This window comes from uncultured Microbacterium sp. (genome assembly GCF_947488465.1).
Classification (GTDB): Bacteria; Actinomycetota; Actinomycetes; order Actinomycetales; family Microbacteriaceae; genus Microbacterium.
On the sequence record NZ_CANKZA010000001.1, the window covers coordinates 488,994 to 514,840 of the forward strand.

Below are 25,847 nucleotides of genomic sequence, written 5' to 3' on the forward strand. Positions count from 1 at the left end.
TCAGGCCTCCTGAGGTGCGAGAACGATGTCGCCGACCGACAGTGATTCTCCCGGTGCGTAGGTGATCGTGCCGACTCGTCCGACCGCGCGCAGGTCATCCTCCGCTCGTCGCAACACCTCGAGGGTCGCCTCCGGGGCTGCGATCGTCAGCGTCTCGACGGGGGTCTTCTGCGAGGCCTTCGCCTCGGTCTTCGCCCGGCGGATTCCGATGAGTGCAGCACTGGTGGCAACAAGCACGGCAGGGTCGCCGTCGATGCCGAGCGGCTCCGGCCACGCGGCGGTGTGGATGGAGCCGTCCTCGAACCATGACCACGCCTCTTCGGTGGCGAACGCAAGTACCGGCGCGAGGAGGCGCAGCAGGGTCGAGAGCGCGAGGCGCAGCGCCAGTGCAGCGGAGGCCTGACCGGTATTCGTCTCGTTGTACGCGCGCTCCTTCACGAGCTCGAGGTAGTCATCACAGAAAGTCCAGAAGAACGCCTCGGTGATCTCGAGCGCACGGGCGTGATCGAAAGCGTCGAACGCGCGGGTCGCATCCGCGACTACCTGGTCGAGGGTCGCGAGCATCGACGCGTCGAGCGCGAGCGTGATCTCCGCATCCGCGGGCACAGGGAAGGAGAGGACGAACTTCGCGGCGTTGAGCACCTTTATCGCCAGGCGCCGACCGATCTTCACCTGCGTCGGATTCTGCGGGTCGAACGCGGCGTCCGCGCCCAGGCGGCTCGACGCCGACCAGTAGCGGACGGCATCCGTGCCGTGCTGGTCGAGGATGTCGGCGGGCGTGACGACGTTGCCCTTGGACTTGGACATCTTCTTGCGGTCGGGGTCGACGATGAAGCCGGAGATCGACGCATCCGTCCACGGGGCACGGTCGTCTTCCAGGGCGCTGCGGAGCATCGTGGAAAAGAGCCAGGTGCGGATGATGTCTTGCCCCTGCGGGCGTACATCGAACGGCGCCACCAGATTCCACAGTTCCTCGTCGCGCTGCCAGCCACCGGCGAGCTGCGGAGTGAGCGAGGACGTCGCCCACGTGTCGAAAATGTCCTTCTCCGCCTCAAACCCGCCGGCGACTCCGCGCTGCGCCTCGGTGTACCCGTCGGGGACGTCGGTCGTGGGATCGATGGGGAGGGAGGCCAGATCCGGCGTGATCACCCGGTCGAAGTCGCGCTCACCGTTCTCATCCAGTCCGTACCAGACCGGGATCGGTACGCCGAAGAACCGCTGGCGCGAAACCAGCCAGTCGCCGGTCAGACCGTTCGTCCAGTTCTCGTACCGCACGCGCATGAAGTCGGGATGCCAGCTCATGTCCGCACCGAGTGCGATGAGCTTGTCGCGCAGAGCACCGTCACGGGCGCCGTTGCGCAGATACCACTGGCGCGTCGAGACGATCTCGAGTGGACGGTCGCCCTTCTCGTAGAACTTGACGGGGTGGGAGAACGGCTTCGACACGTCGAGCAGTTCGCCCGAGGCCTCCAGCAGCTCCACTGTCTTCTTCTTCGCGCTGAAGACCGTGAGACCGGCGATTTCGGCGTACGCGGCCCGGGCCGCGTCAGTCACGAGAGCCTCTGGCGCCTCGGCGAGGATACGGCCGTCGAGGCCCAAGATCGAGCGGTTGGGGAGGTCGAGCTCGCGCCACCAGATGATGTCAGTCACGTCGCCGAAGGTGCAGGTCATGGCGATGCCCGACCCCTTGTCCTTCTGAGCGAGCGGATGGGCGAGAACGGGCACCTCGACGTCGAACAGTGGGGTGCGGACCGTCTGGCCGAAGTACGGCTGGTAGCGCTCGTCCTCCGGGTTGGCGACCAGGGCGACACACGCCGCGAGCAGCTCGGGCCGCGTGGTCTCGATGTGCAGGTCACCGGAGCCATCGGTTTTGTGGAACGCGATGCGGTGGTAGCTCGCCTGCTGTTCGCGGTCCTCCAGCTCGGCCTGCGCGATCGCCGAGCGGAAATCGATGTCCCACAGCGTCGGCGCCATCGACTGGTACGCCTCGCCGCGCTCGAGGTTGCGCAAGAATGCGAGCTGGCTCGTGCGGATGGTGTCTTTCGAAATTGTCCGATAGGTCTGGTTCCAATCGACCGAAAGACCCAGCTGGCGGAAGACCGCTTCGAACGCCTTCTCGTCTTCCCGCGTCAGCTCCTCGCACAGAGCGATGAAGTTGGGCCGGCTGATCGGAACCTGGTCGGCGGGCTTCAGGCTCTTCGCGTCGCCGTGGAAGGGGGGAGTGAAGTCCGGGTCGAACGCCAACGACGGATCGCAGCGCACGCCGTAGAAGTTCTGCACGCGGCGTTCGGTCGGCAAGCCGTTGTCGTCCCAGCCCATCGGGTAGAACACGGTCTTCCCGCGCATGCGCTCGTAACGCACTTTCACGTCGGTGTGGGTGTAGCTGAAGACGTGGCCGATGTGGAGCGATCCGGAGGCCGTCGGCGGTGGGGTGTCGATCGAGAAGACACCCGCGCGACCGCTCGCCTTGGCCGCGTCACGATCGAAGAGGTAGGTGCCCTGCGCAGTCCATGCGGCATCCCACTTCTGCTCGAGGCCTTCCAATGCCGGCTTGTCGGGAATGCTGGTCATGACTGTCTCCTCGAGCGATATGTGCGGCACTGTGTGAGCGTGCCTGAGTGTGGATGCCTGGACGAGTCTACCGAGCGCGCGCAAGCGTGTCGGCCGATGGCGGGGGCGTCAGGAGCCTGCGCCGGTTGCCGAGGCGATGGCGGATGCTGAGGATGGAACCCGCGGAGTCGATGCGCGGCATCCGCCATCTCCTCATGAACCGGCGCGATGCGTGTCGCAGTCACCGCCTCCTCCCCACCGCCGGATCGCCCGGAACCCTCCACAGATCCCGCTTCGTGCACCCCGCATCGCCGCGCGGCGGGCGAGTCTGGGGTCATGACCATCGCGGACGAGGTGCGCACCCAGGGAGGCGTCGTCCGGGTTCGATGTGTGCGTGACGCGGGGTGGAGCGAGCGCGCCGTGCGCGCAGCGGTCGACGGTGGACAACTGGTCCGCCCGCGGAAGGGGTGGGTCGCGGTCCCCGGCGCGGACCCGATGCTCGTCGCGGCCGCGCGCGACGGCGTCGTGCTCTCGTGCGTGACCGCCGCGGTGCGCTTGGGTCTCTGGGTGTTGGATGCCGGAGACCGCCCGCACGTCGCGGCCAACCCGCGCTCGGGCGGAGTGTCGATCCGGACGGAGACCAGCACAGGACGGCGAAGGGCAACGGTGCACTGGGGGCGGCCGGTGGTCCCGCGGCATCCGAACGCCCTGGTCGACCCTGTGGAGAACGTCCTCGCGCTCGTCGCCGGCTGCCTGCCGCGGGAACAGGCCCTCGCGATCTGGGAATCGGCGCTGGATCGACGCCTCGTGACGCTCCCCGAGCTACGCCGCCTGCCGTACCGCGGTCGCGCGCGAGACGTGCGGGAAGCCGCGTCGCCGTTCTCCAACTCAGGCCTCGAGACCTTCATCCCGGTGCGCCTCGCGTGGCTCGGTCTGCCGATCGTGCAACAGGTATGGATCTGCGGGCACCGCGTCGATGCCTTGATCGGCGAGCGGCTCGTTCTCCAAGCCGATGGGGGCAGCCACATCGGGCGGCAACGCGAGCTCGACAATGCCCACGATGCGCAGCTCATGCTGCTGGGGTATCACGTCATCCGCGTGGGCTACGACCGGATCGTGAATCACTGGCACGAGGTACAGGACCTCGTGACGCGCGCGGTGGCGCAAGGCCTGCACCTCGAACGGTGAACGTGTCCACGTCGGTTGCCGAGGCGATGGCGGATGCTGAGGATGAGTTCGGCGCCAGCGATCCGCGACATCCTCCATCTCCTCAGGAACCTGGCGCGAGGCGGATGCCGAGGGCTGCCGCGAACGCCGGACCGTGCAGCTCTGCCTGCCGCACCGACAGTGTCGCGCCCGTGAGACCCCGCGCGTCCGTGAACCTCAGCGCCTCCAAGCCGCGGAGATCCAGATGTTCTCCGCGGAGCCCTCGCGTGTCTACCTCGTCGACGCGGCAGTCCTCGAAGGCGACCCGGACGAGGCGCGCCTGCGGCACATCCAGAGTCCCGATGTCGCACCCGACGAGCACCAGGTCACCCACGTCGGCCGCGGCGAGGGAGAGGTAATCGATCCGGAGACCCTCGAGCCGCACGCCGTCCCAGGCCGCTCGCGACGCATCGAGGGTCGCGATCCGTCCACCGATGATTTCCACGCTCCGCCATGCGCCGTCGCGGGTGATCACCTCGGTTGCGCGGAGGTCAGCGATCCGCACATCCGTCAGGGTCGCTCCCGTGAGGTCCCATCGGCCGAGGGAGGCGCCCTCGACGAGCCCGTCGATCAGTCGCCCGTGTGCCAGGGACACGTCTCCGGACATGGCGTCGATCGACACACCGGAGAGGTCATCTCTCGCCGCCATGGCCGTGTGCGAGTCGAGGCGCTCGGGAAGATCGGGAGGGGACTCTCGCGGCGGAGTGGGACCTGTGCGAGCGCGAGCCATGGCATTCACCCTACGGTGCGTCTCTCCGCTCACCCGGGTAGGATGAACCCACCAGCATCGATCCGACCATCACCGGGGAGCTCGCGGAAGAACGTCCTTCGGGATCAGTAGAACCGCGCGGGGCAGGCCCGTCATCGCCGCAGTGAGAGGGGTTCGCCGCATCCGCGTCGGGCAAGCGGGGTGGTACCGCGATCGGAAGATCGTCCTCGCAGGAGCATCGCAACCTGCTGGAGTGACAATGACCTACCCTCGTCCGTCTGAATCCGCCTTCGGCGCGGCCGCCGATTCCGTCGTGCCCAGCCCGCGCTTTCCCGAGATCGAGCGGACCATCCTCGACTTCTGGGCGCAGGATGACACCTTCCGTGCCTCCCTCGCGCAGCGCGAGGGCGCCGACGAATGGGTGTTCTACGACGGCCCGCCGTTCGCCAACGGTCTGCCGCACTACGGCCACCTCCTCACCGGCTATGCCAAGGACCTCTTCCCGCGGTTCCAGACGATGCGCGGCAAGAAGGTCGACCGCGTGTTCGGGTGGGACACGCACGGCCTTCCGGCCGAGCTCGAGGCGATGAAGCAGCTCGGAATCACGGAGAAGAGTCAGATCGAGCAGATGGGCCTCGCGGCGTTCAACGCGAAGGCCCGCGAATCGGTTCTCGAGTACACGCAGCAGTGGCAGGATTACGTGACCCGCCAGGCGCGGTGGGTCGACTTCGAGCGCGGCTACAAGACGCTCGACCCCGGATTCATGGAGTCGGTCCTCTGGGCCTTCAGCGAGCTCTGGGATAAGGGCCTCGCCTACGAGGGCTACCGTGTGTTGCCCTATTGCTGGCGAGACGAGACGCCGCTCAGCAACCACGAGCTCCGCATGGACGATGACGTCTACAAGATGCGGCAGGACCCGTCGGTGACGGTCACTTTCCCCCTGGTGGGCGTCAAGGCCGAGACGTTGGGTCTCACCGGCGTGCGCGCGCTCGCGTGGACGACGACTCCGTGGACTCTCCCGACCAACCTTGCCCTTGCCGTCGGGCCCGAGATCTCGTACGTCGTGCTCCCGGGTGGGCCGTCGGGTGCGGCCGACGTGCACACCGACCGCGCCGAGGGGGAGTCGCACCGGTATCTCCTGGCCGAGGACTTGCTCGCCGGCTACGCCAAAGATCTCGGGTACGGCTCGGCCGAGGAAGCGACAGCTGCGGTCCAACAGACCGTGCGCGGCGCCGACCTCGAGGGCGTGCACTACGACGCGCTGTTCGACTACTACGCCGACGTGGAGACCTGGGGCACGCAGAACGCCTGGCGCATCCTGGTCGATGACTACGTCACCACCACCGACGGCACCGGCATCGTCCATCAGGCCCCGGCCTACGGTGAAGACGACCAGCGGGTCACCGAGGCCGCCGGCATCCCGCTCATCATGAGTCTCGACGACGGCGGCCGCTTCCTGCCGCACGTCACCGACGTCGCGGGTGAGTTGTGGATGGATGCCAACCGTCCGCTCATCCGTGCGCTCACCGCCGGTGGACGCCTGCTGCGTGAAGCCAGCTACGAGCACTCCTACCCGCACTGCTGGCGCTGCCGGAACCCCCTGATCTACAAGGCGGTGTCGAGCTGGTTCGTCCGCGTCACGGCGATCAAGGACCGCCTGGTCGAGCTCAACGAGCAGATCACGTGGGCACCGGAAAACGTCAAGCACGGTCAGTTCGGCAAGTGGCTCGAGGGCGCGCGCGACTGGTCGATCAGCCGCAATCGTTTCTGGGGGTCGCCCATCCCGGTATGGAAGAGCGATGACCCGGCCTACCCGCGCACCGATGTCTATGGCTCACTCGCCGACATCGAGCGCGATTTCGGTCGGCTGCCGCACAACGAGGCCGGCGAGGTCGACCTGCACCGCCCGTTCATCGACGAGCTCGTGCGGCCGAACCCCGACGACCCGACCGGCCGTTCCACGATGCGTCGCATCGAGGACGTGTTCGACGTCTGGTTCGACTCCGGATCGATGCCGTACGCGCAGGTGCACTACCCGTTCGAGAACCGCGAATGGTTCGATGAGCACGCGCCCGCGGACTTCATCGTCGAGTACATCGGCCAAACCCGAGGCTGGTTCTACGTGATGCACGTGCTCTCGGGCGCATTGTTCGATCGCCCGGCCTTCACCGGCGTCGCGTGCCACGGCATCGTGCTGGGCAGCGACGGGCAGAAGATGTCCAAGTCGTTGCGCAACTATCCGGACGTGAGTGATGTGCTCGATCGCGATGGCTCCGACGCGATGCGCTGGTTCCTGATGGCTTCCTCGGTGCTGCGCGGGGGCAACCTCGTCGTGACGGAAGAAGGCATCCGCGCGGGCGTCCGGGAGTTCCTGCTGCCGCTGTGGAGCTCGTGGTACTTCTTTTCGACGTACGCGAACGTCGCCGCTCCCGGGGGCTATGACGCCCAGTGGCGCACGGACTCGACGCACGTGCTCGACCGGTACATCCTCGCGCTCACGGGGGACCTCGTCCGCGACGTGGCGGCCGACCTCGAGGCGCTCGATTCGACGACGGCCGCCGCTCGGCTGCGTGACTTCGTCGAGGCCCTGACGAACTGGTACATCCGGCGCTCGCGCGACCGGTTCTGGGTGGGGGTTTCGGAAGACCCGGCATCCACCGAGGCGTTCGACACCCTGTACACGGTGCTCGAGACCCTGACCCGGGTTGCCGCGCCGCTGATCCCGTTGGTGTCCGAGCAGATCTGGCAAGGACTCACGGGCGGGCGCAGCGTCCACCTGCAGGACTGGCCGGATGCGGGCGTCTTCGCGCACGCGACCGACATCCGCTCTGCCATGGACACGGTCCGGTCGGTCTCCAGCATCGCGAACGCGCTGCGCAAGAAGGAAGGCAAGCGCGTGCGCCTGCCGCTGCGGCGTCTGACCGTGGTCGTGCCGGATGCCGCGGACCTCGCGCAGTTCGAAGGAATCCTCCGGGAGGAGCTGAACGTCAAGGCGGTCGAACTCGTCGCCCTCGCCGAGGGGACCGCGGCAGAGTACGGCATCACGCATCGCCTTGCCGTCAACGCTCGCACCGCCGGACCGCGCCTCGGCAAGCAGGTGCAGCAGGTCATCGCGGCAGCACGCGGTGGCGACTGGTCGGAAGCGGATGGGATCGTGACCGCGGGCGGCGTTGCGCTGTCGCCGGGGGAGTACGACCTCGTGCTCGAAACGGCCGGGCGCCCCGAGGGTGAGGCGCTGGCCATCATCCCCGAGGGCGGTTTCGTCCTGCTCGACACGACGACCACCCCCGAACTGGAGGCGGAGGGGCTGGCGCGCGACATCATCCGGGCTGTGCAGGACACGCGCAAGGCAGCCGGCTTCGACGTGAGCGACCGCATCCACCTGCAGATGCTCTTCTCGAACGCGTCGGATGCCGACGCGGTGGCATCTGCATTCGGCGCGGCAGACGTCGCAGGCGAGACGCTGGCGCTCCAGCACTCGCTGGCCGTCACGGGGCGCGATGTACAGCTTCCCGCCGACGCGCCCGCGGAGGTCTGGCATCCCGTTGCCTTCGGACAGGTTCCCGAGCACGTCGGTTACGTCGCGCCCGGTCAGTACGCGAACGAAGGCGGCATTCATGTCGCCGTGACACGGATCGGAGGCGGCGCATGAGTGACCGTTCCAGAGCGGATGCCGTCTACTCGACACTGCTGACCCGGCAGGGCGAGCAGTGGGTACAGCCCCGTGTCGAACGCACGCGACGCGTGTTGGAACTCCTCGACGACCCGCAGCGGACCTATCGCGTCGTCCACGTGACCGGCACCAACGGCAAGACCTCGACGAGCCGGATCATCGAGTCGATCATCCGCGCACACGGGCTGCGCACCGGGCTGTTCACGAGTCCGCACCTGGAACGCTTCACCGAGCGCATCATGATCGACGGTGAACCCATCGATGACGCCCTGGTGGCGGAGGCCTGGGACGAGATCTCACCGTTCATCGATCTCGTCGACGCGGAGCTGACCGCGGCCGGCGATGCGCCGCTGACGTTCTTCGAGCTGCTGACCGTGCTCGCCTTCGCCGCCTTCGCCGACGCACCGGTGGACGTCGCGGTGATCGAGGTCGGGATGGGCGGATCGTGGGACTCGACCAACGCCGCCGACGGTGACGTCGCCGTCTTCGCGCCGATCAGCCTCGACCACCAGGACCGCCTCGGAGACACGATCGCGGAGATCGCCGGTGAGAAAGCGGGCATCATCAAGCAGGGCGCAGCGGTCGTCTCCGCGACGCAGTCGCCGGATGCCGAGCGCGTCCTGCGCGCGGCGGCGCAGGGACGTGAAGCGACGATCGCGGTGGAGGACAGCGCCTTCGCCGTCACAGATGCGCAGCTGGCCGTCGGTGGCCAGATGGTCTCTGTCCGCGGCCTTGCGGGCACCTATGACGACCTGTACCTCCCGCTGTACGGCGCGCACCAGGGTCACAACGCCGCGTTGGCGATCGCCGCGGTCGAGTCCCTCATCGGCGGGGGATCCCAGGCGATCGCGCCCGACATCCTCACCGACGGCCTCGCGCAGGTCACCTCGCCCGGCCGGCTCCAGCTGATCGGTATCGCCCCGACCGTGTTGGTCGACAGCGCACACAATCCACACGGAGCGGAGGCGCTCGTGCGGGCACTGGGACAATCCTTCGACTTCGACGAATGGGGCATCGTCCTCGGGGTGTTCGGTGACAAGGACGTGGCGGGGATCGTCTCGCGCATCGCCCCGGCAGCGGCTCACGTGTTCGCGACGGCTCCTGACTCCGAACGCGCCGCGGAAGCGGATGAGGTCGCCGATCTGGTCGAACCGACCGGGATCGCCGTGACGGTTCACCGCGATCTCGATGACGCGGCCGAGGCAGCCCGGGCGTGGGCCGCGGCCTCCGACCGCCGAGCCGTGGTCATCGCAGGGAGCGTCGTTTTGGCTGGCGAAGCGGTGCATCTCGCCGCTACGCAAGACTGGAAGGACGGGTGGCAGCCGTGAACGCTCGCCCCGCTCGTCCCCGTCGCCCCCGCGGCGCCGAAGAGTCGCTCGCAGCGGTCGTCCTCGGGTTCGAGTCGATCATCGTCTTCCTCGGAGGGCTCGCTCTCTACGGTCTGAATCAGTTGCCGCCGGGGGTCGCGCCGTGGTGGGGGATCATCGCCGGCGCCGTCCTCGCCCTCCTCATGGTCGCGACGACCGGCGTACTGCGCCACCGCTGGGGGATCGCCCTCGGCTGGTTCTGGCAACTCATTCTCGCCCTGGGCGGGTTCCTCGTTCCGGCTCTCGCGGTCGTCGCGCTCATTTTCGGTGCGATGTACGCGTATGCAACGATCAAGGGCGGCGCGCTCGACCGTCGAAACGCCCAGCGCGCCGATCCCGCAACGAACGGAGACTGACATGCCCACGGAAGAAACCCTCGTCCTTGTGAAGCCGGACGGTGTTGCCCGCGGCCTGACCGGTGCGATTCTGCACCGCATCGAAGCGAAGGGCTACGCGCTCGTCGACATCAAGCTCGTCGAGCCCGATCGCGACCTGTTGGAGCAGCACTACGCGGAACACGCCGGGAAGCCGTTCTACGAGCCACTCCTGGACTTCATGCTCTCCGGTCCTTCGGTCGCGATCCGTCTGGCCGGCAACCGCGTGATCGAAGGCTTCCGTTCGCTCGCGGGGACGACCGATCCCACGACGGCGTCGCCCGGAACGATCCGCGGCGACTTCGGTCGCGACTGGGGTCTGAAGGTTCAGCAGAACCTGGTCCACGGCAGCGACAGTCCCGAGTCGGCCGCCCGCGAACTCGCCATCTGGTTCTGAGCGCCGGCACCGGCGAGGAGCATCGGCACCCGGTCAGAAGATGATGTCGACGAGCTGAGGGATCGCGTCGAGTCGCACCTGCGCGAGCAGCAGCACGATTGCGTACGTCAGGATCGCCATCAACGGCACCCAGGCCGTGAGGGCGGCTCCCGCGGCGCGTACCCTCTGCGATCGCGACACGACGCCCGAGCGGAGGAGATGCACCCACACGGCGTAGAAGGTCGGGATGGTCACTACCCAGGTGACCATGCACCAGGGGCAGAGTGTGCCGAGCACGAAGACGCTCTGACCGATCAGCCACAGGACGAACCCGAACGCGAAGGTGATGCCCGCGGCGAAGGCCCACCAGAACCATCGGGCGAAGCGTGCGCCGGCCAGGATGGCCACTCCGACGACGATCGGTGCCACCCACCCGGTGAGCCCCAGAATCGGATTCGGAAATCCGAACACACTTCCCTGCGGAGAGTCGAGATTAGCCGAGCACTGCACGATCACGCTGAAGTCGCAGGACGCGGCATCGGTCGGGTTCACCAGCTTGTCGAACTTCTCGATGGTCAACGCGAACGCCGCGATCCAGCCGATGAGTCCCGCGATCACCATCCACACGGCCAACGCGAGGGGACGAGCGGTGACGGGGCGTGAAGGCATGGCGCGATTATCCCATCCGGACCGCGGGAACACCTGTGTACCTGGGCATGGGCGCAATCCCGAAGGGATAGTGCGATAATGAACCGTGATGCCCCGCGGCCGCGCCGCGAACGAGCATCACCGAAGACTTCGGGCGATGAACGCCCTAGGCAGCACGAGCCTCAGCCCATGAGCAGGCTCATGTTGCAGACCTGATGAGTTCGCGGGCCCTCCGGACCGGAGCGGCACCGCCAGATTTTCGTAGGACGGCACGCGGAGCCGTCCCGCTAGGAGTAGCCAGAGATGGCCGATGAGCACAACGACCAGCCCACTCCGACCACCGATGACGCGCCTGCGCTGACCCCCGACATCACCGTGGCTGACGCGGAGATCGCCGCCGTGGTGGCGGAGGTCGCCGCCGTCGAGGGTGAGGCGTCGCCGCCCGCATCCGATGTGGCGACGGATGCTGCCGACACGGCGTCGGATGTCGCCGCGCCTGCGCCGGCAGAGACCTCGCCGTCTGAGCCCGTGGGGGAGTCGGCAGCTTCCGAGCCCGCCGCGGTCGACGAGCCGACCGAAGGGCAGCCGGTCACGGCGGTGTCGCTGGGCCTCCTTCCCGAGACCTTCGTGTCGGCCGTGTCGACGCAGTTGTTCTTCCACGCCCCGCCCGCGCTTCCGGCGCCGGTGCGCGTGAACGATCGCGACGAGGATGTGCCCGAGTCGTCCGCGAGCGCGCGCCGCCGCACGCGCCGCCGCACCGGCGGCGCATCGGGCGATGCCGACGACGCTCCCGCACAGCAGCAGCCCGCGCAGCAGCCCAACCCGCCGCGGCGCCGTGCGGTGGAACTCATCACCGAACCGCAGCGCATCAAGGGGTCGACCCGCCTGGAGGCGAAGAAGCAGCGTCGTCGCGATGGTCGCGAGGCTGGCCGGCGACGGACGGTCGTCACCGAAGCCGAGTTCCTCGCCCGCCGCGAAGCGGTCGATCGCGACATGATCGTCCGGTCGAAAAATGGACGCATCCAGATCGCTGTCCTCGAAGACAACGTGCTCGTGGAGCACTATGTCGCACGCAGCCAGGAATCGTCGCTCATCGGCAACGTCTACCTGGGGCGCGTGCAGAACGTCCTGCCGAGTATGGAAGCCGCCTTCGTCGACATCGGCCGGGGGCGCAATGCTGTGCTCTACTCCGGTGAGGTCGACTGGGATGCCGTCGAGACCGGCAACCAGCCGCGCCGCATCGAACTGGCGCTCAAGTCGGGGGACCGCGTCCTCGTTCAGGTGACGAAGGACCCGGTCGGGCACAAGGGTGCGCGCCTGACGAGTCAGATCTCCCTGCCGGGTCGGTACCTCGTGTACGTGCCCGGTGGCGCCATGAACGGCATCTCCCGGAAGCTCCCGGACACGGAGCGCGCACGCCTCAAGCGGATCCTCAAGGAGGTCCTCCCCGAGTCGAGCGGTGTCATCGTCCGCACGGCTGCCGAGGGGGCGACAGAGGACCAGCTCACTCGCGATGTGCAGCGCTTGACGGCGCAGTGGGAGCACATCTCGAGTCAGGTCGAGTCGATCCAGGCCCCGGCTCTGCTGCACGCTGAGCCCGACCTGCTCGTGAAGATCGTTCGTGATGTCTTCAACGAGGACTTCCGGAAGATGCTCATCCAAGGCGAGGATGCGCACCAGACGATCACCGCGTACCTCGCCGGCGTCGCCCCGGACCTGCTCGAACGCATCGAGAAGTACGAGGACGAGCAAGACCCCTTCGACCGCTTCCGCGTGAGCGAGCAGATCGAAAAGGCGCTCGACCGCAAGGTCTGGCTGCCGTCTGGCGGGTCACTCGTGATCGACCGCACCGAGGCGATGACGGTCGTCGACGTCAACACCGGCAAGTTCGTCGGGACCGGCGGCAACCTCGAAGAGACCGTCACGAAGAACAACCTCGAAGCGGCCGAGGAGATCGTCCGTCAGCTCCGACTCCGCGACATCGGCGGGATCATCGTCGTCGACTTCATCGACATGGTGCTCGAGTCGAACCGGGATCTCGTGTTGCGCCGCGTGGTGGAATGCCTGAGCCGCGACCGCACGAAGCATCAGGTCGCGGAGGTGACCTCGCTCGGCCTCGTGCAGATGACGCGAAAGAAGCTCGGCCTGGGGCTCCTGGAGACCTTCAGCGAAGCGTGCGAGGTGTGCGCCGGCCGCGGTGTCATCGTTCATCACGACCCGGTGGTCAAGCACCGCACGGGCCCGCAGGCCCAGCAGGGTGGGGGACGCCGTCCGCGACAGAACGCCCAGGCACCCACGACGGGTTCGACCGCGAACGGTGGGACCCACGTGATCACGGAGAGTGCCAAGTCGGCGCTCGCGCAGATCGCGGCATCCACCATCCACCCCGTGACGGAGGATGCTGTCGCCGAACCGATCGTCGAGATCGCCCCCGAGCGGCCCAAGAAGGTGCGCAAGAAGCGCGAACCGGCCGCCACCGAGAACCGGCCGCGGACGGAGAAGGACGTGCTGCTCGACTCGGTACTGAGCGCTCTTCCCGAGCCGAAGGCTCCGGGCCAGGGGCGCGGACGTCGCCGTGTGACGACGGCGGCTCTCACCGGCACGCCCATCGCCACGGCGTCCGAGGACTGAGTGGGCTTCAGCGGGCGCGGCGCTCACGCGCGGTGACCCGCAGCCCCGAGGCGATGAGCCGGCGCACGAGATCGTGCCCGGTGACGTGTTCGGCACCGCCTGCGATCAGCCGTGGCACCGCGTCGTCGGGCACGTCGTAGTGGTCGAGGTCGAAAGCGCGGCGGGGGATGCCGTGCGTTTCGGCGAACGCATGCAGCTCGTCAAGGTCGTGGTCGCTGACGAGATGGGCCCACAATCTGCCATGTGCGGGCCAGCGTGCGTCGTCGATGAGAATGGCCATGTCGGCTCATCCTAGAGCGCGCCGCGACACGCCAGGCGGGTGCTTTTGCCCGATTGCCCAGCATCCGGTAAAGTAGACCCTTGGTGCGCCGTGTACCCCTCTGTACCGTTGAGTCGAGGGCCGCACCAAGACTTCCCAGTCTCACAAAGACAATCGGAGCCGTGCGCTCCAACAGAAGAAACAGGTGTGAAGTGGTTTACGCAGTTGTGCGCGCCGGTGGCCGTCAGGAAAAGGTTGAGGTCGGCACCATCGTCGTCCTCGACCGTCAGAAGGCGAAGGTCGGCGAGAAGCTCGAGCTGTCCGCCGTTCTGCTCGTCGACGGCGACGCCGTCACGACGGATGCCGACAAGCTCGCCAAGGTCACCGTGACCGCCGAGGTTCTCGGCGAGGAGCGCGGCCCGAAGATCGTCATTCAGAAGTTCAAGAACAAGACCGGCTACAAGAAGCGCCAGGGGCACCGTCAGGACCTCACGCGCGTCAAGATCACCGGCATCAAGTAAGTCTCGGGAGACGTAGAGATGGCACACAAAAAGGGCGCAAGCTCCACCCGTAACGGTCGTGATTCCAACGCTCAGCGCCTCGGCGTGAAGCGCTTCGGCGGCCAGAAGGTCCTCGCCGGCGAGATCATCGTCCGCCAGCGCGGCACGCACTTCCACCCCGGCGCGAACGTCGGCCGTGGTGGCGACGACACGCTGTTCGCCCTCGAGGCCGGCGCAGTCGAGTTCGGCCAGAAGGGCGGCCGCAAGGTCGTCAACATCGTGTCGCTGGTTGCGGCCGAGTAACGCACACACAATCCTGTGATGAGGGGCGGGCTTCGGCCCGCCCCTCTCTCATTTTCTCAAGGAGAACTCCATGGTCACCTTCGTCGATCGCGTGACGCTGCACTTGCGCGCGGGCAAGGGCGGCAACGGATGCGTCTCCGTCAAGCGCGAGAAGTTCAAACCGCTGGCCGGTCCGGATGGCGGTAACGGCGGGCACGGCGGCGACGTCGTCCTGGTCGCGGACCCGCAGGTGACGACGTTGCTGTCCTACCACCACTCGCCCCACCGCTCGGGTGACAACGGCGGGTTCGGCATGGGCGACCACCGATCCGGCGCCAACGGCGAGAGCGTCGAACTGCGCGTGCCGGTGGGCACCGTGGTGAAGGATGCCGCCGGTGAGACGATCATCGACCTCGTGGTCCCGGGCATGCGCTACGTCGCCGCGCCCGGGGGACAGGGCGGGCTCGGCAACGCTGCGTTGGCAAACCCCAAGCGCAAGGCACCCGGATTCGCGTTGCTCGGCACGCCCGGATGGGAAGGCGACGTCTTTCTCGAGCTGAAGACCGTCGCAGATGTGGCCCTCGTGGGGTACCCCTCCGCGGGCAAGTCCAGTCTGATCGCGGCGATGTCGGCGGCACGACCGAAGATCGCCGATTACCCGTTCACGACCCTGCATCCGAACCTCGGCGTCGTCCAGGCCGGCGACATCCGGTACACGGTCGCCGATGTTCCCGGCCTGATCGAGGGTGCCAGCGAAGGCAAGGGTCTGGGGCTGGAATTCCTCCGTCACGTCGAGCGCTGCACGGCTCTTGTGCACGTGCTCGACTGCGCGACGCTCGAGCCCGGTCGCGATCCGCTGTCCGACCTCGATGTCATTCTGGCGGAGCTCGGCAACTACCCGGTTCCCGAGGGGCAGCTGCCGCTCCTGGAGCGTCCGCAGCTCATCGCCCTGAACAAGATCGACGTCCCTGAGGCGCAGGATCTCGCTGACCTCGTCCGGCCGGACCTGGAAGCACGGGGCTACCGCGTTTTCGAGATTTCCACCGTGAGCCACGCGGGCCTCCGTCAGCTCTCGTTCGCGCTGGCCGACATCATCGCCCAGCACCGCGCGGTGCTCGCGGCGGCTCCCGAGCCGGAGCGGGTCGTCATCCGCCCGAAGGGTGCGGTGAAGGAATTCGAGATCCGTGTCGAGGGCGGCACCTACGGCAACGTGTACCGCATCCTCGGTGAGAAGCCTGTGCGGTGGGTTCAGCAGTGTGATTTCCAGAACGAAGAGGCCGTCGGCTTCCTCGCCGATCGCCTCGAGAAGCTCGGCGTGGAAAACGAACTCTTCCGTGTCGGCGCCGTTGCCGGATCAACGGTCGTCATCGGTGAGGGCGACGCGATCGTCTTCGACTGGCACCCGGCGCTGTCATCGGCGGCCGAACTGATGACCGCTCCCCGCGGAACCGACCCGCGCCTGGATCTCAATCCGCGACGGACGACCGCGCAGCGCCGTGACTGGTATCACGAGCGCATGGATGCCAAGGCGGACGCACGCGCCGAACTCGAGGCGGAACGCATCGCTGTGCGGCGCGCTCAGGGCGCCGACGCTGCGGAGGACGAGCAGGAGTGAGCGTGCAGGATCGCGCGGGCCTCGTCGGTGCGCGCCGCGTCGTCGTCAAGGTCGGCTCATCCTCGATCAGTGGTGAGAACGCCGAGAAGATCCAGCCGATCGTCGAGGCCCTCGCCGCTGCCCACGCGCGCGGCACCGAGGTGGTGCTGGTTTCGTCCGGAGCGATTGCGACAGGCATGCCGTACCTCGCACTGGAAGAACGGCCCGTCGACCTTGCGACGCAGCAGGCAGCCGCCGCGGTCGGTCAGAACGTCTTGATCTATCGCTATCAAGACGCGCTGCGCGCGTTTGAGATCGTGGCCGGTCAGGTTCTGCTCACGGCCGGTGATCTGGAGAACCCGACGCATCGCTCCAACGCGCGCCGAGCGATGGAACGACTTCTGGGGCTGCGCATCCTCCCGATCGTCAACGAGAACGACACCGTCGCGACGCACGAGATCCGCTTCGGTGACAACGACCGCCTCGCGGCGCTCGTCGCCCAGCTCATCGGCGCGGACGCCCTCGTGCTGCTGAGCGACATCGAGTCCCTCTACACGCGCCCGCCGAGCGAACCCGGCGCGCGTCCGATCGACGTTGTCGCGCATGACGACGACATGAACGGGTTCGAGTTCGGCTCGGTCGTCGTCAACAGCGTCGGCACCGGGGGAGCGGCGACGAAGGCGTCGGCCGCGCGGTTGGCCACGGCATCCGGAATCGGCGTCTTGGTCACGAGTGCCGACCTGGTCGCCGATGCGCTGGAGGGCGCCCACATCGGCACGTGGTTCACGCCGTCTCCCGGGGTCGTGCCGGCCAGTGCGACCGGCTCGGTGCGGGCGGTCTCGGCATCCTGACCGGCGCGTCGTGCTCGGTAGACTGGCGGGATGACCTCGACCGCCACGATCGCCGCCACCGCGCAGGAGCGCCTCGTTCTCGCGAAGGAGGCGTCGCGTCAGGTCGCACTGCTTACGGATGACGCCAAGGCCAGTGCGCTCCGCGGCATCGCCGACGCGGTCGCCGATGCCGCTGACCGGATCATCGCTGCCAACGCGGAAGATCTCGACCGTGGGCGCGCGAACGCCATCTCAGACGGACTTGTCGACCGGCTCCGCCTCGATCTGCCGCGCGTGCAGGCTCTCGCCGCCGCGGTGCGCGACGTCGCGGACCTTCCCGACCCGGTGGGCCGGGTGCTCGACGAGCGGACGCTGACGAACGGCGTGCGTCTGCAGAAAGTCGCGGTGCCGTTCGGCGTCATCGGTTCGATCTACGAGGCACGGCCGAACGTCACGGTGGACATTGCGGCTCTGGCGCTACGATCCGGCAACGCCGTGGTCCTCCGCGGAGGTACCGCTGCGCAGAGCACGAACGCCGCGCTCGTCGAGGTGATGCGGGCGGCGCTCGATGCGCAGGGAATCGATCCCGAGGCGATCCAGACCGTCGACGACTTCGGCCGCGACGGCGCGCACGCGCTCATGCAGGCGCGGGGGCTCGTGGACGTCCTCGTGCCGCGCGGCAGCGCCGAGCTCATCGAGACGGTCGTCACGCAGTCCTCGGTCCCGGTGATCGAGACCGGTGCCGGTGTCGTGCACATCGTCCTCGACGAGTCCGCACCGCTGGAGTGGGCCGAACAGATCGTCGTCAACGCCAAGGCTCAGCGCCCGAGCGTCTGCAACGCGGTCGAGACCGTCCTCATCCTCCGCGGCGGCGCCGAGCGCCTCATTCCGCCGGTGTCAGCCGCGCTCCAGGCTGCGGGAGTGACGATCCATGGCGACGAAGAAGTGCGTGTCTTCATTCCCGAGGCTGTCCCCACGACCGACGCGGACTGGGCGACAGAGCACATGAGTCTCGATGTGTCGCTCCGGATCGTCGACGATCTGGATGCCGCGCTCGCCCACATTCGGCAATACTCCACCCACCACACCGAGTCGATCATCACGACAGATGAGGCGAACGCCGAGCGTTTCCTCGCCGAAGTGGACTCCGCCGTCGTCATGGCGAATGCATCCACCCGTTTCACCGATGGAGGCGAGTTCGGTTTCGGCGCCGAAGTCGGCATCTCGACGCAGAAGCTGCACGCGCGTGGTCCGATGGGTCTCCCTGAACTGACGAGCACGAAATGGCTCGCTCGTGGCGCCGGGCAGATTCGTCCCTGACCGCCTAAGCTGGATGAACCCGACCCGAACGGAGTACGAATGACTTTCGCCACGATCGTCGCCCTCGCCTCAGAAGAGGTAGCAGAGCACGGCAACGTCCAGGCCGAGACGTTCATCTTCGGCGTGATCGCCTTCGTCGTCTTCCTTGCGCTGGGCGCAGTGACCCTCTCGTATCGCAACGTCGCCAACCGTCACGCGCACAAGGCGGATGCCTACGCGAAGGCGCACCCGGTCGATCTCCAGGCGGGACACGGCCACCACTAGGCCGTCCGATGTCTTCTGCGCGTGCCCCGCGGATCGGGGTGATGGGCGGCACGTTCGACCCGATCCATCACGGGCACCTCGTTGCCGCGAGTGAAGTGGCGCAGTCGTTCGGGCTCGATGAGGTGATCTTCGTCCCCACCGGCTTGCCTTGGCAAAAGGACAAGGTCACCGAGAGCGAACACCGCTATCTGATGACGGTGATCGCCACCGCATCCAACCCGCGCTTCACGGTCAGCCGCGTCGATATCGATCGCGACGGTCCGACGTACACGATCGACACGCTCCGCGACCTGAAGTCTGCGCGACCGGATGCCGAACTCTTCTTCATCACGGGTGCAGACGCGATCGCGCAGATCATCGGCTGGCGCGATCACGACGAACTCTGGGACCTCGCCCATTTCGTGGCCGTCTCGCGACCCGGCCACGTGCTGAGCACCGAGGGACTCCCGACCGAAGACGTCAGCCAACTCGAGATCCCGGCGCTGTCGATCTCATCCACCGACTGCCGCGCGAGAGTTCGTCGGGGTCACCCGGTGTGGTACCTCGTTCCCGACGGCGTCGTCCAATACATTGCGAAGCACGACCTTTACCGGAGCGAGGCATGAGCACACCCGACCAGCCCGATTCCCCACAGCTGACACGCCGTCAGCTCCGTGAGATGCGTAACACCGCATCCACGCCCATCATCACGCCTGAGGACCTCGCCGACGCCGAAGCTGAGGCAACCGCGGCGAGCGAGGCCGACGCGGCGCCCGTCGTCGCGCCGCTGCCACGCGCCGCTGAGCCGACGGCTGTCGCGGACGCGCCGCCGCCGGCCACGGAGGTCGACCTCGACTCGCCCGCTCTGACGCGCCGTCGTGCACGTCAGCAGGAACGCATTCGCACCGCGTCGGTGCCGATCGTCACGGAGTTCGGCCCGGTGGCCGCGGTTCCGGTTGACGCCACACCCGCACTGGCCGAAGCCGCCGTCGGAGTACCCGAAGGGGAGCCCGCGGCCCAGGGAGACGTACCGAGTGAGGTGGGCGCGGCCGCAGAAGATGATTCGTCCGAGGACGCTGAGGCCCCCGTCGCGCACGTGGACGAGGCTGCAGTTGAGAACGAAGCCGAGCAGGCGCCGCGTCCGGTGATCGCACCGACGTTCGGTTCGGGGCTGCTCACCGGGCACGCCGTGGAGGTCGAGCTCCCGGCATCCTTCGACCAGCTGTTGTCACGCGGCTCGGGGGCGACCGGTTCGGCGGCGGCGACGAACGCCCTCATTCTGTCGCAGACACCCGAGACCGGTTCATTCGCATCGCCGGTGACAGCGACCGGTGAAGTGCTCATCACCGGCACCTTCAACCTTCCGGACCACTTCGGGTCGACGGGCACGGTGCCCGGAACGGCCGATGGCAAGGACGTCGACGCGGTGTTGGTCGACGGCGAACTGCCCGCCTCATCTTCCCCCACGCCGATCGCGGCGAGTGCCGCGATCAGCACCATCAAGAGCGCCGAAGACATCATCAAGCCGCCCGCACCGGAGAAGGGGGGCCGACTGATGTTGGCCCTCGTCATCACCGCGGGCGCGCTAGCCCTCGCCTTGACCGGCGTACTGATCGTCGCGCTCGTCACCGGAGCATTTTCATGACCGCATCTGACCACACTCACGAGATCGTCCAGATCGCCGCGCGCGCGGCGGAGAGCAAAGGCGGGGAGGATCTGGTCGCCTTCGACGTCTCCGAGCCGCTGCCGCTCGTCGACGCCTTCCTGCTGATCACCGGAAACAGTGAGCGCAACGTCGCCGCGATCGCCGATGCCATCGAAGAGGCCATGCTCGAGGTGGGCGTCAAGCGCCTGCGCCGCGAGGGTCGCCAGGAGTCCCGCTGGGTTCTGCTCGATTTCGGGGATCTCGTCGCCCACGTGTTCCACGAGCAGGAGCGCATCTTCTACGGCCTTGAGCGCCTGTGGAAGGACTGCCCGATCATCCCGATTACGGCGGATGCCGGGGCCCCCGCAAACTGACCCGTGTTCGTCTGCGGCCGCTCGATGTAGTAAGCTTGCAGGGTTGCCGCGAGCGGTGACAACCCAACGAAATGGGCCTGTGGCGCAGCTGGTAGCGCACCTGCATGGCATGCAGGGGGTCAGGGGTTCGAGTCCCCTCAGGTCCACCAAAACTCCCGGTAAAGAACTGAATCTTCACTCCCTGATAAGGGAGCTTGAATGTTTGGTAGTCGTTTACTGGACACTTCGCCGGGTCGCCGCAGTGCGCTCTCGGACCTTCTCGAAGTATCTGGAAGGTACGCGGCAAGGCCCGCGCACCTTGGGACTGCTGCGCGAGTAGGTGACATCTGATCTGGCGTTGTGCGCGTCGTGCGGAACCGTGAGCCCGGAGTGGCGATCGAGCAGATCGCGAAGGACTTCGGGGTTCACCCGATGACGCTGCAGAAGTGGCTGCGTCGTGCCGATATCGACGAGGGTGCCAAGCCGGGCCTGTCGCGGACCGAGGCGGCGGAGATCCGTGAGTTGCGCCGCCGGAACCGGTTGCTGGAGCAGGAGAACGAGGGTTATCCCGATCGCCACCGCTGCTGCGGCTGAAGTACAGGCTCTAAGCAGACCACGACGCATTCTTGCCTCCGTTGGTTCGTGGGGTTGTCCCCGTCCTTCACCGAAGGCTAATCCGCCCCACGAGAAAGCGCTGTCCCCCAAATGGGGGGCTGGTCCCCCTGCCAGTCATCCTGCCCCGATGACGTCGAGATCTCGCTATGGCAGGAAGATTGGGGGTCCAGATCAACCCGTAATGTGGGTCCGATTCGGCTTGACAAGGCCACCCAGCCGCAGCGCCTGAGCCGGTTCCGTGTAGATCGTCTCCACCAGTCCCTGGTCATCGAGCCGGTCCTGGAGCAGCCCGGCACGCTGCCAGAACACCTGGTCCACCAGGTAGTCGGTGTCCAGGTAGACCGTGGTGACGGTGATGTGGCCCTCCGGTTCGCTGCCACACAAGACATTCGCGCTCAGGACCACCACATCGCCCGCGCCGACGGGCTTCTGCCCGAACTCACTGAACAGGATCGCCGAACCCGATCGGACCACGATCACCTTCACGCAGTCATAGGCCACCGGGCCCACCGGGGAATGCACGGTCCGGGTCCGAGCAAGGATCGGAGAAGACCGGCGACGACTGGCACCCGCAGGGGGTGCGGCGTTGCTCTCGGCCGCGGGCGATCCCATCAGCCGCCCTCCCCACCAGTGCGGCTGACATCATCACGTGCCAGGGACGAGGTTCGCGACCTCGTCAGCGACGACGCAGATCGGGCCATGATGGACGCGTTGCGTAAGGGCATCCGCAGTACGCAACTCGCCCCCACGCCCGGCATGGCTGATCAGCCTTCGGGAACCACGACGACCTTGCCGCCGGCGTGCCCGGTCTCCACGGCTGCGATCGCCTGACCTGCGTCATTGAGGTCGTACTGGGTGTCCGCATGGGGGTCGACCAGCCCGTACTGGATCACCCCGGTGATCTTCCCCATGGCCTCAGTCGTACGTGCCAAGCCCCGGCCGCCCAGTTCGACCGCGGCGTCCGGATCGGCCGCGGAGATAATCCGCCCCGGATCGGCCACCAGATCCGCGACGGCACGCAGCGCGTCACCGCCGACGAGATCGACGATCAGGTCGACGCTGGAAGCGACTTCTCGCACGCGATCGGCCACGCCCGAACCGGATCCGATGAAGGCCGCACCGGTGGACTCGACCAGTTCCCGCTTGGCCACGTCGGCCACGCCGAGGACCGTGAACTCGTGTACCCGGCCGATCTGCGCGGCCATCAGCCCCACCCCGCCGCCAGCGCCCAACAAGAGCAGGGTCTGGCCTGGTTCCAGTTCGATTTGGTGGGTGGCGTCATAGGCGGTGGCTGCGGCCACCGGAATGGTGGCGGCGTCGATGAAGGAGATCTCCTCGGGCTTGGCCACAGTGGTGGAGGCGCTCAAGAGCGTGTGCTCGGCCAGTCCGCCCTGCCCGGGCGCCACCAGGCCGAGCACCTCATCGCCCACCGCGAAGCCTTCGGTCCCGCCGCCCACAGCGATGACCACGCCGGCGGCTTCACGGCCCATCGGCGCCGGCAACGACCAGGCACGACCCAGCCGGCCCTCGCGCATCTTCCAGTCGGCCGGATTCACACCGGCGGCCCGGACCTCGATGGCCAGTTCCCCGGGTCCAGGCTCCGGAATAGGCCGGTCGATCAGCTGCTGGGTTTCGGGTCCGCCGTAGTCGGTGAAGACGTAGACCTTGGACATGAATGCGATCTCCTTCTGATCTGAGCGGTGTGTCTTAGTGCCCTAGATAACGTGACGATGGGGGTCAGAGCCGAGGGGGTTCGTCCTCACCGGCGGCTTCGGCGGCGTCGGCTTCCTCCCGGGTCGCGAAGGCGGCGCCGGCAGCATGCTCCGGTGGGCTGTACATGGTGTAGAGCACCAGCGGCTCGTCGCCGGTGTTGCGGAAGTTGTGCCGGGCTCCGGCCGGTACCGCGCATTGGTCACCGGCATCGATGGGGTGGGTGTGGCCGTTGAGATCGGCTTCGCCGGTGCCGGAGACGAAGGTCAGGATCTGGTCGGTGTGCTCGTGGACCTCGTCGCCGATCTGGCCGCCGGGCGGGATGGTCATCACCACGATCTGGGCGTGTTCACCGGTCCACAGCACCTTCCGGAAGTCGGGGTTGTCCCGGGCCACGTCCGCGATGGTGAAATGCTCGACGTTGTCTCCCAGGGTGAAGTTCTTTCCGTTCATGATTGCTCTCCTCCAGTTGCGTTTTTCGTTTTCGGTGTTCGGGTCGTTGTTGTGAATTTGTCGGTGTGTCCCGCGCCGGGAGCGGTAGCGGCTGGGTACGCTTACGCGGGTTCGATGTCAGGCGTTGACCTGTTGCGCCGCTGTTCCGGTGGTCCTCTCGCTCTTCGGCATCGTGGTGGAGCCGCGGGCGTTGCGCAGTAGTCGCATCGCGTTGGCGATGACCACTAGTACGGAGGCTTCGTGGACGAGCATGCCGATCGACATGGTCACTCCGCCGGCGAAGACGCCGGCCAGCAGCAGCACCACGGTGATCAGGGCGATCGCGATGTTCTGCCGCATGACGGACACGGTCCGCTTGGCCAATCCGATAGCTTCCGGCAGCTTGAGCAGGTTGTCGCCCATCAGGGCGATGTCCGCGGTCTCCACGGCTACGGCCGAGCCGGCCGCCCCCATCGCCACGCCGATGTTCGCGGTGGCCAGGGCCGGGGCGTCGTTGACGCCGTCGCCGACCATGGCGATAGTGTGGCCCTCTTGCTGCAGCTGCGCGACCACGTCCAGCTTGTCCTCGGGAAGCAGGGAGGCGTGGATCTCGTCGATCCCGGTCGCCTTCCCGATGGCCTCGGCCACCAGCCGGGTGTCACCGGTGAGCATGACCACCTTCTCCACGCCGGCCCGGTGCAGGCGGGCGACCATCTCGGCTGCATTCTGGCGGACCTGATCGGCGACGGCGACGACGCCGATCACCTTGTCATCGACCGCCACGATCATCGGCGTCTTGCCCTCGGCGGCCAGCGATTCCGCCGCCTGGGCGGCGCTGCCGTCATCGACAACGCCGTACTGGAGTAGTAGCGGCGGGTTACCGATCAGCACCCGCCGACCGTCGACATCGGACACGATGCCCTTGCCGGGGACCGGGGTGACCGTGCCGGGGATGCCGTGCGGGCCTACTCCCTCGGCCTGGGCGGTGTCCAGGATGGGACGGGCCAGCGGGTGTTCGGAGCCGGCCTCAGCGGCGGCAGCCCAGCGCAGCACCTCGCTGCGCTCCAACGCCGAGTCCAGGACGACGACGTCGGTCAGCTGCGGGCGTCCCTCGGTCAGGGTGCCGGTCTTGTCCACGGCGACCGCGGAGATCTTCGCCGAGGTCTCCAGGAATTCGCCGCCCTTGATCAGGATGCCGTTGCGGGCGGCGCGGCCGATGCCGGCCACGATCGCGACCGGGATGGAGATCACCAGGGCGCCGGGACAGCCGATGACCAGCAGAGTCAGGGCCAGCACCACGTCGCCGGAGATCAGTCCGGCCGCCAGGGCCAGCACCATCACCGCGGGGGTGTACCAGCCGGAGAAGCGGTCGATGAACGCCTGGGTGCGGGCCTTGGCGTCCTGGGCCTCCTCGACCCGGTGAATGATCCGGGCTAGGGTGGTATCGGCACCGATGCCGGTGGCCAGCACCTGCAGGAAACCGCCGCGGGAGACGGTGCCGGCGAAGACCTGTCCGCCCTTGGATTTTTCCACCGGGATCGATTCGCCGGTGATCGAGGCCTCATCGATGGCGCCGGTGCCCGAGACGACTTGACCGTCGACGGGGACCTTCGCGCCGTTCTTGACCAGCACGATCTCGCCCATTCTCACCTGCGCGGCAGGGACCTCCTGTTGCTGACCGTCGCGCACGACGGTCGCGGAATCCGGGGCGACAGCGACCAGTTCGGCCAGTGCCGAGCGCGTCTTGTTCAAGGTGGCAGCTTCCAGGGCGTGGCCGATGGCGAACAGGAACGTCACCGCCGCGGCCTCCCAGAAGTTGCCGATGATGACAGCGCCGATGGCCGCGACCGACACCAGCAGGTCGATGCCGATGACCTTGGCGATCAGCGCGCGAACCGCCTTGAGTACGATCCCGTAGCCGGCGACGGCGGCCGCGGCGATCATGAAGACATCCCCGAGGGTGAAGGCCGCGCTGGCATGCGCGGCGTGGGTGCCGGCGTCCAGCCACCACTGCGGGCTGACGGCGAGGTTGGCGACACCTCCGCCCAGCCACTGGAGGGCGAACGAGATGATGATGAGCACGCCGGACACGACGGGAACGGACCAGTTCCCATAGACCCATTTCTGGAGCCTGTTCACTTTCGGGTACGACCTTTCTGCGTCTTGAGCCGGCGTACCGGCAGGATGAAGGGGGAAATGTGAGCGGGCCCTGTGGGGCCCGCTGGCGTTAGAAGGCCGTGGGCGTGGCCTTGTAGCCGGCCTTCACGACGGCGGCAACAAGGTCATCCACCGAAACGCGCTCGGCGTCGTGGTCGATCTCGACGCGGGCGGAGGCGAAGTGGACCTTCACGTTCTCGACACCCTTGAGGCGGCCGACCTGCTTCTCGATCTTGGCCACGCAGGAGGGGCAGGAAAAACCTTCCGCGCGGAGGATGGTGTGGGTTGTGGTCGCGGTGGTCATTGTGGAATCCTTCCGTCTTGGTGTTTCTTACTGACACCTTCACCGTAGGTTCGCTGTGCCGCGAACTCC

At 67.4% G+C, this 25,847-nt stretch carries 24 protein-coding genes, 1 tRNA gene and 2 pseudogenes; 17 read left to right on the plus strand and 10 right to left on the minus strand.

Annotated elements, in window-relative coordinates; all coding sequences use genetic code 11:
- Positions 1-2,571, minus strand: coding sequence for a valine--tRNA ligase (valS, locus tag Q0653_RS02395; RefSeq protein WP_298942315.1), 2,571 nt, complete (start codon positions 2,569-2,571; stop codon positions 1-3).
- Positions 2,572-2,886: 315 nt separating this feature from the next.
- Here valS and Q0653_RS02400 point away from each other — a divergent pair, with 315 nt between their 5' ends.
- Positions 2,887-3,738, plus strand: coding sequence for a type IV toxin-antitoxin system AbiEi family antitoxin domain-containing protein (locus Q0653_RS02400; protein WP_298942317.1), 852 nt, complete (start codon positions 2,887-2,889; stop codon positions 3,736-3,738).
- Positions 3,739-3,820: 82 nt separating this feature from the next.
- On the opposite strand, the gene Q0653_RS02405 is transcribed toward Q0653_RS02400, so the two are convergent.
- The gene (locus Q0653_RS02405) at positions 3,821-4,405 is read right to left on the minus strand and encodes a hypothetical protein (protein WP_298942319.1); all 585 of its coding nucleotides are present in this window, start codon (positions 4,403-4,405) and stop codon (positions 3,821-3,823) included.
- 319 nt (positions 4,406-4,724) lie between these two features.
- Here Q0653_RS02405 and ileS point away from each other — a divergent pair, with 319 nt between their 5' ends.
- The 4 genes from ileS to ndk are packed head-to-tail and all read left to right on the plus strand — an operon-like array spanning position 4,725 to position 10,276.
- Entirely contained in the window at positions 4,725-8,117 is a 3,393-nt protein-coding gene (gene ileS / locus Q0653_RS02410) for an isoleucine--tRNA ligase (RefSeq protein ID WP_298943103.1), read from the plus strand.
- Positions 8,114-9,466: a folylpolyglutamate synthase/dihydrofolate synthase family protein gene (locus Q0653_RS02415; protein ID WP_298942321.1), complete on the plus strand. Its 1,353-nt coding sequence runs from the start codon at positions 8,114-8,116 to the stop codon at positions 9,464-9,466. The genes ileS and Q0653_RS02415 overlap by 4 nt, the downstream gene beginning before the upstream one ends.
- Positions 9,463-9,861, plus strand: coding sequence for a DUF4233 domain-containing protein (locus tag Q0653_RS02420; protein WP_366521948.1), 399 nt, complete (start codon positions 9,463-9,465; stop codon positions 9,859-9,861). The genes Q0653_RS02415 and Q0653_RS02420 overlap by 4 nt, the downstream gene beginning before the upstream one ends.
- Before the next feature lies 1 nt (position 9,862).
- On the plus strand, positions 9,863-10,276 hold the full coding sequence (gene ndk, locus Q0653_RS02425) for a nucleoside-diphosphate kinase (RefSeq protein WP_298741290.1): 414 nt from the start codon (positions 9,863-9,865) through the stop codon (positions 10,274-10,276).
- A 33-nt stretch (positions 10,277-10,309) separates the two neighbouring features.
- Here ndk and Q0653_RS02430 read toward each other — a convergent pair whose 3' ends face one another.
- On the minus strand, positions 10,310-10,924 hold the full coding sequence (locus tag Q0653_RS02430) for a vitamin K epoxide reductase family protein (RefSeq protein WP_298942327.1): 615 nt from the start codon (positions 10,922-10,924) through the stop codon (positions 10,310-10,312).
- 282 nt (positions 10,925-11,206) lie between these two features.
- On the opposite strand from Q0653_RS02430, the gene Q0653_RS02435 reads away from it, so the two are divergent.
- Positions 11,207-13,534 (plus strand): Rne/Rng family ribonuclease, encoded by a 2,328-nt coding sequence (locus tag Q0653_RS02435; protein ID WP_298942329.1) that lies wholly within the window; start codon positions 11,207-11,209, stop codon positions 13,532-13,534.
- A 7-nt stretch (positions 13,535-13,541) separates the two neighbouring features.
- Here the strand turns inward: Q0653_RS02435 and Q0653_RS02440 are convergent, their stop codons facing one another.
- Complete coding sequence (locus Q0653_RS02440; RefSeq protein ID WP_298942330.1) at positions 13,542-13,814, minus strand: DUF4031 domain-containing protein; 273 nt, start codon at positions 13,812-13,814, stop codon at positions 13,542-13,544.
- A gap of 191 nt (positions 13,815-14,005) precedes the next feature.
- On the opposite strand from Q0653_RS02440, the gene rplU reads away from it, so the two are divergent.
- The 11 genes and pseudogenes from rplU to Q0653_RS02495 all read left to right on the plus strand — a co-directional run.
- A complete protein-coding gene (gene rplU / locus Q0653_RS02445; protein ID WP_298741282.1) occupies positions 14,006-14,314 on the plus strand; it encodes a 50S ribosomal protein L21 in 309 nt (102 codons plus the stop codon).
- 18 nt (positions 14,315-14,332) lie between these two features.
- A complete protein-coding gene (gene rpmA / locus Q0653_RS02450; RefSeq protein ID WP_261606169.1) occupies positions 14,333-14,596 on the plus strand; it encodes a 50S ribosomal protein L27 in 264 nt (87 codons plus the stop codon).
- Between the two features lie 70 nt (positions 14,597-14,666).
- Positions 14,667-16,190 carry a GTPase ObgE gene (gene obgE, locus Q0653_RS02455; RefSeq protein WP_298942331.1) on the plus strand — a complete coding sequence of 508 codons (1,524 nt, stop codon included), beginning with the start codon at positions 14,667-14,669 and terminating at the stop codon, positions 16,188-16,190.
- Positions 16,187-17,020 carry a glutamate 5-kinase gene (gene proB / locus Q0653_RS02460; protein ID WP_298942333.1) on the plus strand — a complete coding sequence of 278 codons (834 nt, stop codon included), beginning with the start codon at positions 16,187-16,189 and terminating at the stop codon, positions 17,018-17,020. Before obgE ends, proB begins: the two co-directional genes overlap by 4 nt.
- Before the next feature lie 30 nt (positions 17,021-17,050).
- Complete coding sequence (locus tag Q0653_RS02465) at positions 17,051-18,319, plus strand: glutamate-5-semialdehyde dehydrogenase (RefSeq protein ID WP_298942335.1); 1,269 nt, start codon at positions 17,051-17,053, stop codon at positions 18,317-18,319.
- Between the two features lie 39 nt (positions 18,320-18,358).
- The gene (locus Q0653_RS02470) at positions 18,359-18,583 is read left to right on the plus strand and encodes a hypothetical protein (protein ID WP_298741264.1); all 225 of its coding nucleotides are present in this window, start codon (positions 18,359-18,361) and stop codon (positions 18,581-18,583) included.
- Positions 18,584-18,591: 8 nt separating this feature from the next.
- Positions 18,592-19,188 carry a nicotinate-nucleotide adenylyltransferase gene (nadD, locus tag Q0653_RS02475; RefSeq protein WP_298741262.1) on the plus strand — a complete coding sequence of 199 codons (597 nt, stop codon included), beginning with the start codon at positions 18,592-18,594 and terminating at the stop codon, positions 19,186-19,188.
- Positions 19,185-20,207: a hypothetical protein gene (locus Q0653_RS02480; protein ID WP_298942338.1), complete on the plus strand. Its 1,023-nt coding sequence runs from the start codon at positions 19,185-19,187 to the stop codon at positions 20,205-20,207. The genes nadD and Q0653_RS02480 overlap by 4 nt, the downstream gene beginning before the upstream one ends.
- Positions 20,204-20,581: a ribosome silencing factor gene (rsfS, locus tag Q0653_RS02485; RefSeq protein ID WP_298942340.1), complete on the plus strand. Its 378-nt coding sequence runs from the start codon at positions 20,204-20,206 to the stop codon at positions 20,579-20,581. The genes Q0653_RS02480 and rsfS overlap by 4 nt, the downstream gene beginning before the upstream one ends.
- A gap of 73 nt (positions 20,582-20,654) precedes the next feature.
- Positions 20,655-20,730 (plus strand) — tRNA-Ala (locus Q0653_RS02490).
- 199 nt (positions 20,731-20,929) lie between these two features.
- Positions 20,930-21,085 (plus strand): annotated as a pseudogene (locus tag Q0653_RS02495) (helix-turn-helix domain-containing protein); the annotation flags it as partial.
- A gap of 39 nt (positions 21,086-21,124) precedes the next feature.
- Here the strand turns inward: Q0653_RS02495 and Q0653_RS14030 are convergent.
- From Q0653_RS14030 to Q0653_RS02520, 6 genes and pseudogenes are all read right to left on the minus strand, one after another.
- Positions 21,125-21,184 (minus strand): annotated as a pseudogene (locus Q0653_RS14030) (twin-arginine translocation signal domain-containing protein); the annotation flags it as partial.
- Between the two features lie 162 nt (positions 21,185-21,346).
- Complete coding sequence (locus Q0653_RS02500; RefSeq protein ID WP_366521949.1) at positions 21,347-21,661, minus strand: hypothetical protein; 315 nt, start codon at positions 21,659-21,661, stop codon at positions 21,347-21,349.
- 278 nt (positions 21,662-21,939) lie between these two features.
- A complete protein-coding gene (locus Q0653_RS02505; protein ID WP_298742486.1) occupies positions 21,940-22,848 on the minus strand; it encodes an NADP-dependent oxidoreductase in 909 nt (302 codons plus the stop codon).
- A 64-nt stretch (positions 22,849-22,912) separates the two neighbouring features.
- Entirely contained in the window at positions 22,913-23,338 is a 426-nt protein-coding gene (locus Q0653_RS02510) for a cupin domain-containing protein (protein WP_298742485.1), read from the minus strand.
- A gap of 117 nt (positions 23,339-23,455) precedes the next feature.
- The gene (locus Q0653_RS02515) at positions 23,456-25,456 is read right to left on the minus strand and encodes a cation-translocating P-type ATPase (RefSeq protein ID WP_298942342.1); all 2,001 of its coding nucleotides are present in this window, start codon (positions 25,454-25,456) and stop codon (positions 23,456-23,458) included.
- Between the two features lie 88 nt (positions 25,457-25,544).
- Positions 25,545-25,778, minus strand: coding sequence for a heavy metal-associated domain-containing protein (locus Q0653_RS02520; protein ID WP_298742483.1), 234 nt, complete (start codon positions 25,776-25,778; stop codon positions 25,545-25,547).
- Positions 25,779-25,847 lie beyond the last annotated feature (69 nt).